The 15,579-nt window shown below is 34.1% G+C and carries 17 protein-coding genes; 9 read left to right on the top strand and 8 right to left on the bottom strand.

What is annotated here, in order from left to right; genetic code table 11:
- Window positions 1-6 precede the first annotated feature (6 nt).
- Both ACYSNM_RS10515 and ACYSNM_RS10510 read left to right on the top strand, forming a co-directional pair.
- Complete coding sequence (locus tag ACYSNM_RS10515) at window positions 7-306, top strand: hypothetical protein (RefSeq protein WP_461756865.1); 300 nt, start codon at window positions 7-9, stop codon at window positions 304-306.
- The gene (locus ACYSNM_RS10510; RefSeq protein ID WP_461756864.1) at window positions 287-844 is read left to right on the top strand and encodes a Smr/MutS family protein; all 558 of its coding nucleotides are present in this window, start codon (window positions 287-289) and stop codon (window positions 842-844) included. Before ACYSNM_RS10515 ends, ACYSNM_RS10510 begins: the two co-directional genes overlap by 20 nt.
- A 45-nt stretch (window positions 845-889) precedes the next feature.
- Here the strand turns inward: ACYSNM_RS10510 and ACYSNM_RS10505 are convergent, their stop codons facing one another.
- The 6 genes from ACYSNM_RS10505 to ACYSNM_RS10480 all read right to left on the bottom strand — a co-directional run bounded on the left by ACYSNM_RS10505 (window position 890) and on the right by ACYSNM_RS10480 (window position 5,370).
- The gene (locus tag ACYSNM_RS10505; RefSeq protein WP_461753915.1) at window positions 890-1,114 is read right to left on the bottom strand and encodes a hypothetical protein; all 225 of its coding nucleotides are present in this window, start codon (window positions 1,112-1,114) and stop codon (window positions 890-892) included.
- A gap of 145 nt (window positions 1,115-1,259) precedes the next feature.
- Window positions 1,260-2,015, bottom strand: coding sequence for a triose-phosphate isomerase (gene tpiA / locus ACYSNM_RS10500; protein ID WP_461756863.1), 756 nt, complete (start codon window positions 2,013-2,015; stop codon window positions 1,260-1,262).
- A gap of 1 nt (window position 2,016) precedes the next feature.
- Window positions 2,017-2,604, bottom strand: coding sequence for a TlpA family protein disulfide reductase (locus ACYSNM_RS10495; RefSeq protein WP_461756862.1), 588 nt, complete (start codon window positions 2,602-2,604; stop codon window positions 2,017-2,019).
- Window positions 2,605-2,618: 14 nt separating this feature from the next.
- The gene (locus tag ACYSNM_RS10490) at window positions 2,619-3,692 is read right to left on the bottom strand and encodes an ABC transporter permease (RefSeq protein WP_461756861.1); all 1,074 of its coding nucleotides are present in this window, start codon (window positions 3,690-3,692) and stop codon (window positions 2,619-2,621) included.
- Window positions 3,693-3,696: 4 nt separating this feature from the next.
- Window positions 3,697-4,794, bottom strand: coding sequence for a BT_3928 family protein (locus tag ACYSNM_RS10485; RefSeq protein ID WP_461756860.1), 1,098 nt, complete (start codon window positions 4,792-4,794; stop codon window positions 3,697-3,699).
- Window positions 4,795-4,827: 33 nt separating this feature from the next.
- On the bottom strand, window positions 4,828-5,370 hold the full coding sequence (locus ACYSNM_RS10480) for a DUF1599 domain-containing protein (RefSeq protein ID WP_461756859.1): 543 nt from the start codon (window positions 5,368-5,370) through the stop codon (window positions 4,828-4,830).
- A gap of 124 nt (window positions 5,371-5,494) precedes the next feature.
- Between ACYSNM_RS10480 and folP the strand changes: the two genes are divergently transcribed.
- Both folP and ACYSNM_RS10470 read left to right on the top strand, forming a co-directional pair.
- Entirely contained in the window at window positions 5,495-6,319 is an 825-nt protein-coding gene (gene folP / locus ACYSNM_RS10475; protein ID WP_461756858.1) for a dihydropteroate synthase, read from the top strand.
- Window positions 6,316-6,924, top strand: coding sequence for a hypothetical protein (locus tag ACYSNM_RS10470; RefSeq protein ID WP_461756857.1), 609 nt, complete (start codon window positions 6,316-6,318; stop codon window positions 6,922-6,924). The genes folP and ACYSNM_RS10470 overlap by 4 nt, the downstream gene beginning before the upstream one ends.
- 14 nt (window positions 6,925-6,938) lie before the next feature.
- Here ACYSNM_RS10470 and rlmH read toward each other — a convergent pair whose 3' ends face one another.
- Window positions 6,939-7,412: a 23S rRNA (pseudouridine(1915)-N(3))-methyltransferase RlmH gene (rlmH, locus tag ACYSNM_RS10465; protein ID WP_461756856.1), complete on the bottom strand. Its 474-nt coding sequence runs from the start codon at window positions 7,410-7,412 to the stop codon at window positions 6,939-6,941.
- 172 nt (window positions 7,413-7,584) lie between these two features.
- Between rlmH and ggt the strand changes: the two genes are divergently transcribed.
- Both ggt and ACYSNM_RS10455 read left to right on the top strand, forming a co-directional pair.
- Window positions 7,585-9,261 carry a gamma-glutamyltransferase gene (ggt, locus tag ACYSNM_RS10460; RefSeq protein ID WP_461756855.1) on the top strand — a complete coding sequence of 559 codons (1,677 nt, stop codon included), beginning with the start codon at window positions 7,585-7,587 and terminating at the stop codon, window positions 9,259-9,261.
- A gap of 141 nt (window positions 9,262-9,402) precedes the next feature.
- A complete protein-coding gene (locus ACYSNM_RS10455) occupies window positions 9,403-9,933 on the top strand; it encodes a hypothetical protein (protein ID WP_461756854.1) in 531 nt (176 codons plus the stop codon).
- A gap of 201 nt (window positions 9,934-10,134) precedes the next feature.
- Here the strand turns inward: ACYSNM_RS10455 and ACYSNM_RS10450 are convergent, their stop codons facing one another.
- The gene (locus ACYSNM_RS10450; protein ID WP_461756853.1) at window positions 10,135-11,136 is read right to left on the bottom strand and encodes a hypothetical protein; all 1,002 of its coding nucleotides are present in this window, start codon (window positions 11,134-11,136) and stop codon (window positions 10,135-10,137) included.
- Between the two features lie 127 nt (window positions 11,137-11,263).
- On the opposite strand from ACYSNM_RS10450, the gene ACYSNM_RS10445 reads away from it, so the two are divergent.
- The 3 genes from ACYSNM_RS10445 to ACYSNM_RS10435 all read left to right on the top strand — a co-directional run bounded on the left by ACYSNM_RS10445 (window position 11,264) and on the right by ACYSNM_RS10435 (window position 15,577).
- A complete protein-coding gene (locus ACYSNM_RS10445; protein ID WP_461756852.1) occupies window positions 11,264-12,994 on the top strand; it encodes an MFS transporter in 1,731 nt (576 codons plus the stop codon).
- A 137-nt stretch (window positions 12,995-13,131) separates the two neighbouring features.
- Window positions 13,132-14,259, top strand: a complete 1,128-nt coding sequence (locus ACYSNM_RS10440) for a cysteine desulfurase family protein (protein WP_461756851.1) — start codon at window positions 13,132-13,134, stop codon at window positions 14,257-14,259.
- Window positions 14,260-14,404: 145 nt separating this feature from the next.
- Window positions 14,405-15,577 (top strand): AIR synthase related protein, encoded by a 1,173-nt coding sequence (locus tag ACYSNM_RS10435; protein WP_461756850.1) that lies wholly within the window; start codon window positions 14,405-14,407, stop codon window positions 15,575-15,577.
- Window positions 15,578-15,579: the final 2 nt, after the last annotated feature.

Raw genomic sequence — 15,579 nt, 5'->3', positions numbered from 1 at the left:
GCTAAGATGAATAAGATGAATAAGATAGTTAAAATTATATATGTTGTTATTGCTATTGTTTTTATGATTTGGGCTTTAACCCAACAAGCAAATGGCAATGCTCAAATATGGGTGCAGGTAGTAGCTGTGGTATTGTTTTTTGGTCTAATGGCTAGACTTATGAGCAAAACCCCTACAAATTCCAATGCGCAAATGCAAAATCCAGCGGAGCGTGAATTCGATGCAGGTATTAAAGAAAACCTTATGGATAACGCCCAGGAAGAAGAACCACAAAAAACAGAAGATCATGCTAAAAAAAGGAGATAAAGTACTTGTTTTAGATGAAGATCAACAAGGGGTAGTTCAAAAGATAGAAGCAGATAAAGTTACTATAGAAACCCCAGAGGGATTTTTATTATTTTACCAGCCTAAGGAGCTGCTAAAGGTGGAAAACCAGGAGGATAAAATTATCGAAAAAGCTAGTACTAGGGGATCTATTGCTGCCTCTCAAGAGCAAAAGGTAGGTCCTGTAAAACGCAGTTTTGTCAAAGAAAAACGCTCAAAGAATAAAGATTTTATCATGGAGGCTGATCTGCATATTGAGAAGCTAACCAAAAATCATGCTCGCATGGAAAAATACGATATGCTAACCTTGCAATTAGATACCGCTAGGGGACAATTGGAATGGGCTATAGCTAATCGAATCCCGCGCATTGTATTTATTCACGGAGTAGGAGAAGGGGTTTTAAAAACCGAATTAGAGTATTTATTTTCGCGTTATCCCGAAGTGGTAGCCGAGGATGCTAATTACCAAAAATATGGCCTAGGTGCCACTCAAATCTACATTAAGCAAAATGTAAGATAAATAGAAAAGGTTTGTATGGTAAAATGCCATACAAACCTTTTTTATTTAGTCCTCTTGTGCCAAGAAAAATTTCATCGACTTTTTAGGATATTGTTCTCTACTTTTAGCGCTAGGATTTGCAATAAGGGTTTTAATACTTACTTTATCTCCTAGTTGAAAGGTACTTTCTACATATTGATAATCCAATAAATATGGTCCGCAAAAGTAATTTCCTTGGGCATCTTTTTCAATTATTCCTTGATAGATACCTTTTTTAGTTTCTTTAGACATTATAAACAAATTTATGGCTCAAAGATACAACATACATTGGGATTAGCTTAAAAAATTATACCTAGAATCAAATAGGGAGAATTTTAAGCCAAAAAAAGCAGTAAGAAACCTTCCTTACTGCTTTTTTGGGTTTTAATAGGTTTACTTAAATAGCTGCTTCTACTATTTTAGCGAAATCCTCTGCAATTAAGGCTGCTCCACCAACTAGACCACCATCTACATCTGGTTGAGCGAAAATTTCTTTAGCATTAGAAGCCTTAACGCTTCCACCATATAATATGCGAGTAGCTTGGGCTACTTTTTTATCGTATTTACGCTCGATTTCTTCGCGAATAAATTTGTGCATTTCTTGTGCTTGCTCATTAGTTGCTGTTTGGCCTGTACCAATTGCCCAAACAGGTTCATAAGCCACGATGATGTTCTCAAACTCAGAGGCAGATAAATGGAATAGACCATCTGTTAATTGAGCGAAAATAACATTGAAGTGTTGTTTTGCTTCTCTGTGTTTTAATTCTTCACCAATACAGAAAATCACTTTCATTCCATGTCTTAAAGCTGTATCCACTTTAGCACGTAAATCAGCACTAGTTTCATGGAAGTAAATTCTTCTTTCAGAATGTCCTAGAATAACGGTTTTTACCCCAACACTTGTTAGCATTTGTGCAGAAATTTCTCCTGTAAATGCTCCACCTTCTGCTTGGTGCATATTTTGAGCAGAAACCTTTACTTGTTTACCTTCTAATAAAGTGGTTGCACATTGTAAGTTGGTAAAAGATGGTGCTACAATTACTTCAACTTTATCACTTGAAGGTAGCATTGGTACTAATTCATCTAAAAACTTTTTTGTTTCTGGATAGGTTTTATGCATTTTCCAGTTTCCAGCAACGATTGACTTTCTCATATTAGTTTAATTTCGTTAAAATTTCTTTGATTTGCTCAAAATTCTTCTCTGTTGCGTTATATAAAGCAATGTTAGAATCTTTATCTATTACAATATAACGTGGGATCCAATTTAAATCAATTGCCGCTCCGAATTCTCCTCTCATTCCCTTAGGGTCAAGTAAGAAGTAATGTTCCCCTTGTAACTTGTATTTGGCCACAGCCTCTTGCCATTTTTCTACTGTCTTATCTAAAGATAGATAAATATAAGTGGTAGAAGGGAATTCTTGTTTAATTTGGTTTGCTCCATCGATAGCCGTAATACAATCGGGACACCATGAAGCCCAAATATCAATTAAAGCCGGTTTACCCTTAGCTTTATCTAAAATATCTTTAAGAGTTACTGTATGGCCGTCCATAGTTTGGAAGGCAGTATTTAAAACCTCAGGGGAAAATGCTGTAGGATCTTCTTTAGGTGTCTCTTGGGTATCTTTCCCTATATCTAGGGTAGAAGACTCCTGTAATGTCTGGGTTTCTACTTGTTCTGCTTTTTCTTTACAAGCGGTAAAGCTTAGAGCTACAAGAGCTAGAGAAAAGAATACTTTTTTCATATGATTATTTATTATTAATTCAATTTAATTCGTGGATCTAAATAAGCATAGATCAAATCTACTAAAATAGTTACTAGTATAAAGCTAGTTGCTATTAGTAATACAGCTCCCATAATAACGGGTAAGTCTAAGGTGTTTAATGCCTCGACAATTTGTTTACCTAATCCATTCCAACCAAATATATACTCCACAAAAACCGCTCCAGCTAACATAGAAGCAAACCAGCCTGATAAAGCAGTAACTACTGGATTTAAGGCGTTTTTGATACCATGAGATCTAATAATTGCCCAAGGGGTTAAGCCTTTTGCCTTAGCTGTTGTAATATAGTCTTGGTTAAATACCTCTAAAAGAGAACTTCTCATAAGTTGGCATACCACCGCTAATGGTCTAATCCCAAGAACTATACTCGGTAAAATACAATTCTTCAAAGCGATGTATTCTCCTTGTCCAAAATCATCTACCTCGTAAAGGCTACCACTCATAGGAAGATTGGTATAATCGTGTAATAAGTAACCAAAAATCCATGCAAATAATATGGCGCTAAAAAACGAGGGTATACTCATTCCAAAGGTACTTATAAGGGATATAGCCTTGTCAATCCAGGTGTTTACCCATACAAAACTTATAATCCCAAGAAGCATTCCTACTGCTAGGGCTATACTAATGGCTATAAAAGCAAGTAGAACAGTATTGGGTAATGTTTCCCATAGTATTTCACTTACTTTTTTATCCCTTTTTTGAAAACTCTCTCTTAAATAAGGTAATTTAATAAGCACCTGGTGGTCTTTATATTTAAAAAAAGTAAAGCCTCTGTATTGTCCATTGTCATAGGAGTAATCCTCGGGGTTAGTACTATGTAAGGAAATAAAGGATAGGTCATTAAGGTAAAGAGCGTATTGTTTTTCTAGGCTTTTATCAAAGCCAAATTTCTTATTAATTAAGGCTATTTGCTGGGCAGATTCATTTTGATCTAACATCATCCTAGCTGGATCACCTGGTAGGATATGAAATAAAAAAAACACCACACTTACTACTCCAAATAAAGTAGCAATACCATAGCCTAATTTTTTTAGAAAGTAACCAATCAAAATACTATAAGTTTAATTGGTCTATATCATTATAATGGCTTTTTTGCGTAATGACACCTTTTTCTAAAAGGACGATACTTGGGTTAGAACGTTCAATTGTTTTTAAAGTTGTTCCATCACAAGTATAATATTCAAAAGGCAAATCATATAATTCAATGTTTTGGTCAGATAGTTCACTATCCGAAGCCGTGAGTCCAATTACTTTGTAACCATTGACAATAGCTTTATTGGCAAAGTCTTTCATTTTTTGCATGCCTTGCTTTTCTGCTCTTTGCAGATCGTAAGTGATAATTAAAGCAAGTTTATCCTCTTGCATCATATCATAAGTATAATCAAAACCATCTTTATCCATTGTAAAATCATGGATTGGCGGTATGTATCCTTGTTGGATTAGTTTGTCGGTTCTTCTAATAAAAGTTGCTCCACTTGGAATTTGACTAAGCTCTTTATCGCTAAAGGCAGTTTCTTTTCCATCTACTAAATAGTAGAAAGTCATCTCAAACTTGCTTAGTGGTGCATCTTCTGGTACTTCCATATTCTCTACAATATCCGTCCCTACTTTGTATACTCTAAAGTCTTTCAAAGGCAAGTGGTTTAATACCCAATATCCCATAAAGCCACATCCAAGTAAACTAACTAACATAATTAGAAAACGTTTCTTAGCTGTAAATAGTTTGCTTACTACTTTTTCATTGAAAAATACAATAAGGATTAAAATTAGTAAAACGATGTCTTTAGTGAAACTTTGCCACGGAGTAAGACTAATGGCATCTCCAAAACATCCACAGTCAGTTACTTTATTAAAATAGGCCGAGTAAAAAGTTAAAAAGCTAAAGAATACGATCATGGCTAAAAGTAACCAAAGGGTAAGCTTACGCATAAAACCAATAAGTAGGGCTACCCCTAAAAGTACTTCAGCAATTACTACAATTAATGCAATATCTAAGGCATAAGGATAAAGTGATGGTAAATCTAGCACACCAGCAGAGAAATACTCTTCCAGTTTAAAAGAAAAACCAACAGGGTCATTTAATTTAATTAGACCAGAGATTATAAAGAGGATTCCAACAAAAAATTGGGATAGTTTTGCAATGATTTTCATTTCATTAAAGGCTTAAGGTGTAAATAGGGTTGTTTAGTTTTTATTCTCTAAGTGTATCATAGCAAATACAGCATAGTTAATCATATCTTGGTAATTGGCATCCACCCCTTCAGAGGCAATGGTTTTACCTTTGTTATCTTCTATTTGTTTTACTCTTAGAAGTTTTTGTATGATTAAGTCCGTTAGAGAACTAACCCTTAAATCTCTCCAAGCCTCTCCGTAATCATGGTTTTTGTCTTCCATTAACTCTTTGGTAAGTTTTACTTTTTGATCATACAAAGTAGTGGCTTGTTCTACAGTTAAATCAGGTTGTTTAACTTGAGGTAAATCCAGGTTAATCAAAGCCATAATACAATAGTTGATAATACCGATGAATTCAGATTCCTGATTTTCTTGTATTTTTTGTACTTCGTTCTCTTGTATGCTTCGTATACGTTGGGCTTTTATATAAATTTGATCCGTTAAAGAGCTAAGGCGTAAAACGCGCCAAGCACAACCATAATCTTGCATTTTGCGTAAGTATAAATCTCTACAAAGTGCAATTACTTGGTCATATTGGGTAGAAGTAGTGTTCATTTGAATTATATTTGTCTTATATTTTTTCAAAAATACTAATAAAACTAGCCCTTTGAAAGGCTAAAATAGTTTTTGAAATTGCTTTATTAGATAAATGTACAAAAAAACTAACGTATAACACACAATGACAATAAATTGTAAGGGAGAATTAATTGATTTAAGTGATCCAAAAATAATGGGAATTTTAAATATTACTCCCAATTCTTTTTTTGATGGTGGAAAATACAAATCCGACAGGGACTTTTTAGCCCAAGGGGAGTTAATGCTAGAGCAAGGTGCAGATTTTTTAGACCTTGGAGCTTATTCAAGTAAACCAAGTGCAGATTTTGTAACTCAAGACCAAGAATTGGCTAGAATTATTCCAGTTGTAGAATTATTGGTCAAAGAATTTCCACAAGTAAAAATCTCCATAGATACCTTTAGAGGGGAAGTAGCTAGGCAAAGTATTTTAGCTGGAGCTTGTATGGTTAATGATATTTCAGGGGGAAAATTAGACCCTACCATGTTAGAGGTAGTAGGCCAGTTACAAGTGCCTTATATTTTGATGCATATGAAAGGGAATCCCCAGACCATGCAGTCCTTGGCTGAATACCAAAATATCACCAAAGAAGTGATTACTTACTTTTCCGAGCAAGTGGCTTTAGCTAGAGAAAAAGGGATACACGATATTATTATCGATCCAGGTTTTGGATTTGCAAAGACCTTGGAGCAAAATTATGAATTAATGCAGCATATGGAGCTGTTACATGCTTTAGATTTACCAATTTTGGTTGGTATTTCTAGAAAATCCATGATCTATAAATTATTGGAAACCACTGCTGAATTTGCTTTAAATGGAACAACCGTACTAAATACTATTGCCTTGCAAAAGGGGGCATCTATTTTAAGGGTACACGATGTTTTACAAGCAGTGCAAACCAAAAAAATCTATAACGCTTTAACGAGATGAAAAAAATAAGTTTTTTACTTTTAAGTTTGGTTTTACTTAGTAGTTGTAATAGAAAACAACTGGAATTAACCAGAGCTAGCTATACTACTACGGAATTTGTAGACAATCATTCCCCTGTATATTTTGAAATGGATCAAGAGGGTAAAATGGTTGTAAATCAAGATAATCGCATTGCTAACACCAATTATATTGTATCGGTGCAAAGAGATTTAAATCTTTTGGAGGTAGCCCAGGAGGTAATGAAGATTAAACAAAGGAAATACGATGAGAAAAGCAATATGCATAGTGATCAACTAGAGGTGTTTTATAGCTATGCGGATACTTTAAATAAAAGGTTGGCTTTTTTACCAAGTAAAGAGGTTGACTTTGGCTTTGAAGGACCTTCGTCTTTAGAGAATTTAGTCTTTGTTAAAAATAAGGATACAGTATTAATCCAAGGTTATAGTTTTAGCTACGGGGATTGGATAGATCATTTACCACAAAGCGACTCATTACAATTAGGTTTTGCTAAAGACTTGGATTTTGAAACCTATTTACAAACTAGAATTCTTTTGAATCAACAGCAAAAACAGGGTCAGTTCAACCCTGTGGATTTAGTATATTAAGCCTTAAGGCAAAGTTATTGATGGTGGTAGGGCTCATTCTTTAAGATAGTAAAGCCTCTATAGATTTGTTCAATAACAAATAAACGAATCATTTGATGGGAAAATGTCATTTTTGAAAATGATATTTTCCCTTTACTTGCTTGGTATAAGTCTTGGGAAAAACCATAAGGACCACCAATGACAAAAACCAAGGTTTTTATTCCCGCATTCATTCTTTTTTGAAGTTCTTCAGAGAAGCCTACACTGGTAAATTCTTTACCGTTTTCATCCAATAAAACTAAATAATCACTTGGAGTTATTTTAGAAAGAATAAGTTCTCCTTCTTTTTGTTTTTGCTGATCCTGGGATAAATTTTTAGCATTTTTTATGTCTGGGATTATTTCTAGCTCAAACTTAATATAAAAGTTTAATCGCTTTATATAATCTTCCATCAACACAAGTAGAGATTTGTTATCTGTCTTACCTACAGCTATTAACTTTATATTCATGGGTATTTTTTTGCAAAAATAGGAGTTTACTAGGCTTGAGACAAATTTTTAAAACAAATTTGTATTTGGTTTTTCCTCGATTTTCTTGGCCTTTCAAGGCTTGTTTTGTTAAGATTAACAAAAAATATCCTTAATTTTTTTATATATTGCCGACCTTAATAAAAAAACATACATGAATAAATTAGTTATTGCAGCAATTATGGTTTGCGCAGGAGTTTTACACACTTTTGCTCAAAAACCATTAGAGTTTAAAAACGGGCTTGTTGTTGCGGCCCATCCTTTAGCAAGTAAAGTAGGAGTTGATATTCTAAAAAAGGGAGGTAATGCAGCCGATGCTGCTGTAGCAGTTGAATTAGCTCTTGCAGTGGTTTATCCCAATGCGGGTAACATCGGTGGTGGTGGTTTTATCATTTACCGTTCCTCTGATGGTCAAGTACAAAGTTTAGATTATAGAGAAAAAGCGCCAATGCAAGCCAGAGAGAATATGTATTGGGGTGCAGATGGTAATGCATTAACGGAGTTGAGTATAAATGGAAGTTTATCTGTAGGAGTTCCTGGGACAGTTGCAGGGATGGAAGAGTTGCATAAACGCTATGGAGCTTTACCCTGGAAGGATGTAGTTCAACCAGCTGTGGATTTGGCTCAAAATGGATTTGAAATTACCGAACAACAAGCTGGGGAATTAACTAAGCATGCAAAAGATTTTGAAAAATATAGCAGCCAAAGTAATGTGTTTAGTCAGAATAAAACTTGGCAAAATCAAGATGTTTTAGTGCAAGAGGATTTAGCTAAGACTCTAAAGCTTATACAACAAAATGGTAGGGACGGTTTTTATAAAGGCCAAACAGCCGATTTAATCGTGCAGGAAATGCAAAGAGGTAATGGGATGATTACCAAAGAAGATCTAGAAAACTACCAAGCTATTTGGCGAGAGCCTGTAACTGGATGGTATAAGGATTATAAAATTATTTCTATGCCGCCTCCAAGTAGTGGTGGAATTGCTTTACTTTCTTTATTTCAAGCAGTACAAGAATACCCTCTTTCTAAGTGGGGCTTCCAAAGCTTAAATGCCGTTCAAGTGATGGTAGAGGCAGAAAGAAGAGTCTATGCTGATAGAGCACAATATTTGGGAGATCCTGACTTTGTTAAAATACCAGTACAAGAATTATTAGATCCTCTTTATATTAAAAGTAGAATGGCAAACGTGGATTTATCCAAAGCTACTCCAAGTTCAGAGGTTAATCCAGGTGTTTTTCCAGGATTTGAAAGTGAAGAAACAACCCATTATTGTATAGTGGATAAGTGGGGTAATGCTATATCGGCAACTACTACTTTAAATGGATCTTATGGATCTCATGTAGTTGTAGGTGGTGCAGGTTTTATTTTAAACAATGAAATGGATGACTTTTCCATTAAACCTGGAGTTCCTAATATGTATGGCTTAGTTGGTGGTAAAGCAAATGCTATTGAGCCAGGTAAGAGAATGCTTAGTTCAATGTCTCCAACTATTATTGAGAAAAAAGGCCAGTTATATATGGTAGTTGGTACCCCTGGAGGATCCACTATTATCACTTCTGTTTTCCAAACTATTTTAAATGTTGTGGATTTTGGAATGAATATGCAACAAGCTGTTAGTGCACCTCGTTTCCACCATCAGTGGTTTCCTGATCAAATCGATGTGGAGCAAAATGCTATTTCACAAAAAGTAAGACAGCAATTAGAAGATAAGGGTTATAAAATATCACCTAGAAAAAATTATGGTAGAGTAGAAGGGATTCTAGTAAACCCAAATAAAACTTACCAAGGAGGAGCAGACCCAAGAGGGGATGATACTGTTTCAGGATATTAGAAAAACATTAAATTGTAAAGTTTATGGCCTCTTCCTTTTGGTAGAGGCCATAAATTTTATCTAACATAAGGCCATGGTATCTATTATTTTATAAGGTATAGTAGCATGGGGAGTTTGTACTATTTTAATAAGAATTAAATTATGCGTAAAACACTGTTTTTTATCTGTTTATTAGTGCCATTTATTGGTCTGTCTCAAAGTAAAGGAAAATCCTTTTTTGGGGGACAAATAGGAATATTTGAAGCTAGAGTATATAATGAGTTTGCTTTGTCTTCTAGTTTTTCCTTTCAATCAAGTGTAGCTTTATCAGCAGGAGTTGATAATTCTGATTTTTATGTATCTAGTAAAGTACAGCTAAGTCCTAAATGGAATTATAATCTAAATAAAAGAAGATATGATAATCTAAATACAACATACAACTCCTCTAACTATGTATCTTTAAATATGTCCTATACTCCTAATTGGGCTACTATATCCGACTATAAACACAGAGATATAGAGAAAATTTCGATTATTCCAACCTTTGGGGTTAAGCGCAACTTTAATAAACATATGAATTATGAACTATTCATTGGTATGGGCTATGAGCATTACCTAAAGACTAAGACGGTTAATTCAGAAGGTACTAAATTGGCAGTAAGTGTTGGCGCTTTAATAGGGTTTGATTTTTAAGTCTAATTTAGAATTAAATATAAATAGCTGCTGCAATAAATAAGACAGAAGAGCTTCTTTTGTTTTTTAGCCTAATGATAGCTGATTCAAAAAAAATAACGCTTATAAAAAGTATTAATACTCTTTATAAGCGTTATTTTTTTCTTGCTTTTATTTGGCTTGTAACAAAGTATACTTCTTTAAAAAAAGTTACTTTGTTTTTTAGTAAAACTCTCCTAGTTCAATGATAGGTTTTACAAAGGAATATTTTTCATATTGATCTTTATTGAAAACTATATTAACAAGAGAAATTTGGTATTTTAACTGTCTTTCTCCTTCAATAGGTTGTGTCCAAGAGGCGCTAATGTGAATTTCTCCACTACTAGCTTTCCACAATTCCACTAAAGTATTAATAGTAGCAGGTGAATCTCCAGGAATATCTCCAGGATTTTCACATACTTGGTTTAAGCTAATACCAGTTCTTTGGTATTGTTTAAAACTTAGTTTTCTTTGATCGTCAATTTTAAGTATAAGTGGGCTAGAGGTAGCATCTGAGGGTAGATCTTCTCTAGTTAAATCCATTGAAAGAGCTTCTTTATTGTTTAAAGCAAAGAATTGATCTTGGCAAGAGTAATTTGCGAAAACAGGTCTTTGGTCTTTATTGGTAAAAGAGAAGTCTAAAATTCTACTTTGGTAGTTGTTGGTACCAAAGAACATTTTATCGTACTTTATATTGGTTTGACCATCATTGAAATTGATGTTCTGTAAATAAAATACATATTGATAGGTAAGGTTTACTTTAGCATCTTTATCCGCGCTATCGTATTTCATGGTTATATTTCTGCTTATATCTACAGAACCACCTGGTGAGGCCTTAATGCTCTTTATTACATTTGGGAAAGCTGGACTTGGAATCTTACAAATATTATCAGCTGCGATTTTATCAGCATATTTGCGGTATTCCAAAGAGGTCTGCTGTCCATCAATGGTAACTTGCACCTTACTTAATGTAGGGTCTTTCATTAAGTTTTCTACATCAACTAAAAGTATTAAACTCTCTTGATCTTGTATTTTATAGAAAATTTTTTCCGCACCTGGATTAGGGCACTTATCTACTACGTTCTTTGCAGAAAAATCAATGTCATTATAGATTAAATCTCCATCATCACATGAACTTAACAAAAGAGCTGCAAGAAGCGGGATAGCCGTAAAAATTTTTTTCATTTTGATTGTCTTTATTCGAAAGACACAAAAATAGTTTTTTCTTTGTATATAAACGCATTTATCCTTGTATAAAAGCTTATTTAATTATCTTTACCCTATGATCCAACTTTATTGTTAATTCTTTTATATGCATAAGCAAGCTATTAAAACCAATTACCCAGGGCTTTATACTTTGGTAGTTGTCTTTTTCTTTTGGGGCTTTTTCGCCGCGGGTAATAGTATTTTTATTCCCTTTTGTAAAGATTATTTCTCTTTAGATCAGTTTCAAAGCCAGCTGATTGACTTTTCTTTTTATACCGCTTATTATACGGGAGCATTAGGTATGTTTTTATATAGCTCTATTACTAAGGTAGACCTAGTAAGTAAATGGGGATATAAAAACTCTATTGTATATGGACTGTTATTCTCTGTCCTTGGAGCAGTAGCTATGGTATGGGCAGTGAGTGTGAGTGTCTATTTAGCACTTTTAATAGGTCTTTTTATCGTAGCACTAGGATTTTCCTTGCAACAAATCGCTGCAAACCCTTTAGCTATTTCCTTAGGAGACCCTAAGACAGGGACTTCAAGGGTAAGTTTAGCTGGAGGAATAAATTCTTTAGGTGGAACAATAGGTCCTTTACTTATGGCTTATGGGCTTTTTGGAACTACTAAAAACATAAGTGATCAAGATATTAAACACCTTTCTTTGGATAGTATGTCCTTATTATATGTGGGGATAGGAGCACTTTTTTTAATTGCTGCCATGCTGTTTTATTTTTCTAAAAGTATTCCAAAAGGAACTAGTAAAGCAGTGATGGAACCAGCCAAAAAAGCCTTAACCTTACTTGTAGTGATGAGTTTATTGCTATTAGGAGTGTTTTCTTATGTGTTTTATACCTATACAACCAAGGAACATTATGCCTCTATGGCTTTAGAAAACCAAATAAATGAGTTAATCCAAAGCAGTACCACTGTGGATAGCTCTACTTTAAGTGCTTTACAAGATAGTCTAAGTGTTCTACAGGCTCCTTTAGAAAACCAGCGTATTATGTTTTTGTTTTTGGCCTTATTAGTTATAGCTGGGTGTATTTTTTATGCGTATAAAGGAAGTCAGAAAAGTACTAAAGGATGGGGAGCTATGCAATACCCTCAATTACTCTTGGGGATGTTTGCCATCTTTTGTTATGTTGGAGTAGAAGTTGCCATAGGAAGTAACCTAGGAGAATTACTTAAGTTACCTGAATTTGGCGCATTACAATCCTCTCAAATTGGACCTTATATTTCTATGTACTGGGGAAGTTTGATGATTGGAAGATGGGCCGGTGCGGTAAGTATTTTTAATTTGAAACCTTTCTGGCGTATATTTTGTTTGATTTTAGTTCCTTTTGTGGCTTATTTTGTCATTCTTTTAGCCAATGAATTAGCCGGTAATGACATGCAGGGCCTATACTATTATAGCATTTGTATTGTAATTCAAATTGCCTTTAGTTTTTATGCCAATAATAAAAGCGCTAGAACCATGATCTTATTTAGTTTTATGGGCTGCGCGGCTATGATTGTAGGTTTACTTAGTAGTGGTACTCTGGCTATTTATGCCTTTTTAGCAGGTGGATTAGCATGTAGTATTTTATGGCCAGCTATCTTTAATATAGCCATTATGGGATTAGGCAAGTATACCGCTCAGGGTTCTTCTTTTTTAATTATGATGATTTTAGGTGGGGGAATTATCCCTCCTATACAAGGTAAGGTAGCCGATATAATTGGTATTCATAACTCCTATGTCATTAGTTTGTTGTGCTTTGTGTATCTATTGTTTTTTGGTTTTTTAGCCAAAAGAGTTTTAAAATCACAAAATATACGTATCGATGAAATCAATTAAGTATTATTAATGAAAATGATTTATGTAAGGGTAAAAAACTTGTATTAATTTTAAGATTTGTTACATTTGCAATCCCATAACTAAAAAGTTATAACTAACCAAAATTATAAAAAATAAAAATAAAATTTTACAATACAATGGAACATATATATTTAGACAATGCAGCAACTACTTCTGTTAGACCAGAGGTTATAGAAGAAATGGTAAAGGTTTTGAGAAATGATTATGGAAATCCTTCTTCTACTTATGCAATTGGTCGTCATGCTAAGGCTTTAATGGAAAATGCTAGAAAATCCATAGCTAAAGCATTTAATGTATCCTCTTCCGAGATTATTTTCACTTCATGTGGTACAGAGGCAAATAACTGGATTTTAACCAGTGCAGTTCGAGATTTAAAAGTAGAGCGTATTATTACAAGTCAATTAGAGCATCACGCAGTTTTAAATACTATAGCTCAATTAAAAAAGGCTTATGGAATTGAAGTGGAATTTGTGAATATTTTAGAGGATAGCCAAATTGACTACAATCACTTAGAGCAATTAATAAGTGACACAGATAAAAAGACTTTAATCAGTCTTATGCATGTTAACAATGAAGTAGGAACAGAATTAGATTTACACAAGGTAGCACATTTATGTAAAGACAATAGCTGTCTTTTCCATTGTGATACCGTGCAATCGGTTGGTAAAACAGAAATCAATTTAGAGGAGTTGCCAATTGACTTTATCGTGGCTAGTGCTCATAAATTCCACGGACCAAAAGGAATTGGTTTTGCTTTTATTCGTAAAAACAACGTTTTACGTCCAGTAATTTTTGGAGGGGAACAAGAAAAAGGTTTAAGAGCAGGAACGGAAGGAGTACACCAAGTAGTTGGAATGGCAAAAGCATTAGAAATGGCTTACGATCTTTTAGATAAAGAAAGAGAGCATATTTCTTCTTTAAAAAAATACTGTCAGGAGAAATTAAGTGAAGTTTACCCAGAGGTGAAATTCAACGGAGATAATAAAGGGTTTTACAATATTGTAAATGTTCTTTTACCACTTTCTCAAGAAAAGGCAGCTATGATGCTTTTTCAATTAGATATGAAAGGTATTGCAGTGTCTAGAGGTAGCGCCTGTCAGAGTGGAAGTCAGAAGCCATCTCACGTTTTAAGCCAATTCTTATGCGAAGAGGATTTGAAAAAACCTAGCTTGAGACTATCTTTTTCTCACGAAAACACAAAACAAGATATAGATGTTTTAATTTCTGTACTACAAACAATATAAATAACCAAAATCTACTATGTAAATAGTAGATTTTTTTATTTTTATTACTAAATAAATGATAAAAGAATTAATCCTAAATCTATTGGGTAAATTCATTGTTTAAGCCAAACATTAGCATTAAATTTGCGCAAACAACACACTTTTTATGAATACGAATAATAGATACGCGCTTCGCGGGGTTTCTGCGGAGAAAGAAGACGTTCACAACGCTATTAAAAACATTGATAAAGGATTATTTCCTAAAGCATTTTGTAAGATCATTCCTGATCACTTAACTAATGACCCAGAGTACTGTTTAATTATGCATGCCGATGGAGCAGGAACTAAATCCTCTTTGGCTTATATGTACTGGAAAGAAACAGGAGATCTTTCTGTTTGGAAGGGTATTGCTCAAGATGCCTTAATTATGAATATTGATGACTTATTATGTGTAGGTGCAACTGATAATATCTTATTATCTAGTACTATTGGACGTAATAAGAATCTAGTTCCAGCTGAGGTTATCTCTGCCATTATTAATGGAACAGAGGAATTAATCCAAGAATTGGAAAAATTCGGGGTTACTATTCACTCTACCGGAGGAGAAACAGCCGATGTAGGAGATATTGTTAGAACAATTATTGTAGATTCTACCGTTACTGCTCGTATGAAAAGAAGCGATGTAATTGACAATGCTAATATTGCTCCTGGAGATGTAATAGTTGGATTAGAATCTTTTGGACAAGCTTCTTACGAGACTAAATACAATGGTGGAATGGGAAGTAATGGACTTACTTCTGCAAGACATGATGTATTTGATCACAGTTTAGCTACAAAATACCCAGAGAGTTATGACAGTGCTGTTCCGCAAGAACTAGTATACTCTGGAAAAGTACAGCTAACAGATAAAGTAGAAGATTCACCAATTGACGCAGGACAATTAGTTCTTTCTCCAACTAGAACATATGCTCCAATTATTAAAGCAATTTTGGATAAATATACAGCAGAGCAAATTCACGGTATGATTCACTGTAGTGGTGGAGCTCAAACTAAGATTTTACACTTTGTGGATAATGTGCATGTGATTAAAGACAATATGTTTGAAATCCCACCATTATTTAAATTAATCCAAGAGCAAAGTAATACAGATTGGAGAGAAATGTACCAGGTATTTAACTGTGGACACCGTATGGAATTATACGTAAAACCTGAGGTAGCCCAAGATATTATTGCCATTTCTGAATCTTTCAACGTAAAGGCTCAAATTGTAGGACGTGTAGAGGAGTCGGATACTAAGAAATTAACTATCTCTTCTACTTACGGAACTTTTACCTACTAATA

The sequence above is a fragment of the Myroides sp. LJL116 genome, from assembly GCF_054871685.1.
This window is presented reverse-complemented; position numbering and strand designations above follow the sequence as displayed.

What these genes read in the sequence shown, in the direction of transcription:
- ACYSNM_RS10515 (WP_461756865.1), top strand. Translation starts at nt 7, where the DNA reads ATGAATAAGATGAATAAGATAGTTAAAATTATATATGTTGTTATTGCT.
- ACYSNM_RS10510 (WP_461756864.1), top strand. Translation starts at nt 287, where the DNA reads ATGCTAAAAAAAGGAGATAAAGTACTTGTTTTAGATGAAGATCAACAA.
- ACYSNM_RS10505 (WP_461753915.1), bottom strand. Translation starts at nt 1,114, where the DNA reads ATGTCTAAAGAAACTAAAAAAGGTATCTATCAAGGAATAATTGAAAAA.
- tpiA (WP_461756863.1), bottom strand. Translation starts at nt 2,015, where the DNA reads ATGAGAAAGTCAATCGTTGCTGGAAACTGGAAAATGCATAAAACCTAT.
- ACYSNM_RS10495 (WP_461756862.1), bottom strand. Translation starts at nt 2,604, where the DNA reads ATGAAAAAAGTATTCTTTTCTCTAGCTCTTGTAGCTCTAAGCTTTACC.
- ACYSNM_RS10485 (WP_461756860.1), bottom strand. Translation starts at nt 4,794, where the DNA reads ATGAAAATCATTGCAAAACTATCCCAATTTTTTGTTGGAATCCTCTTT.
- ACYSNM_RS10480 (WP_461756859.1), bottom strand. Translation starts at nt 5,370, where the DNA reads ATGAACACTACTTCTACCCAATATGACCAAGTAATTGCACTTTGTAGA.
- folP (WP_461756858.1), top strand. Translation starts at nt 5,495, where the DNA reads ATGACAATAAATTGTAAGGGAGAATTAATTGATTTAAGTGATCCAAAA.
- ACYSNM_RS10470 (WP_461756857.1), top strand. Translation starts at nt 6,316, where the DNA reads ATGAAAAAAATAAGTTTTTTACTTTTAAGTTTGGTTTTACTTAGTAGT.
- rlmH (WP_461756856.1), bottom strand. Translation starts at nt 7,412, where the DNA reads ATGAATATAAAGTTAATAGCTGTAGGTAAGACAGATAACAAATCTCTA.
- ggt (WP_461756855.1), top strand. Translation starts at nt 7,585, where the DNA reads ATGAATAAATTAGTTATTGCAGCAATTATGGTTTGCGCAGGAGTTTTA.
- ACYSNM_RS10455 (WP_461756854.1), top strand. Translation starts at nt 9,403, where the DNA reads ATGCGTAAAACACTGTTTTTTATCTGTTTATTAGTGCCATTTATTGGT.
- ACYSNM_RS10450 (WP_461756853.1), bottom strand. Translation starts at nt 11,136, where the DNA reads ATGAAAAAAATTTTTACGGCTATCCCGCTTCTTGCAGCTCTTTTGTTA.
- ACYSNM_RS10445 (WP_461756852.1), top strand. Translation starts at nt 11,264, where the DNA reads ATGCATAAGCAAGCTATTAAAACCAATTACCCAGGGCTTTATACTTTG.
- ACYSNM_RS10440 (WP_461756851.1), top strand. Translation starts at nt 13,132, where the DNA reads ATGGAACATATATATTTAGACAATGCAGCAACTACTTCTGTTAGACCA.
- ACYSNM_RS10435 (WP_461756850.1), top strand. Translation starts at nt 14,405, where the DNA reads ATGAATACGAATAATAGATACGCGCTTCGCGGGGTTTCTGCGGAGAAA.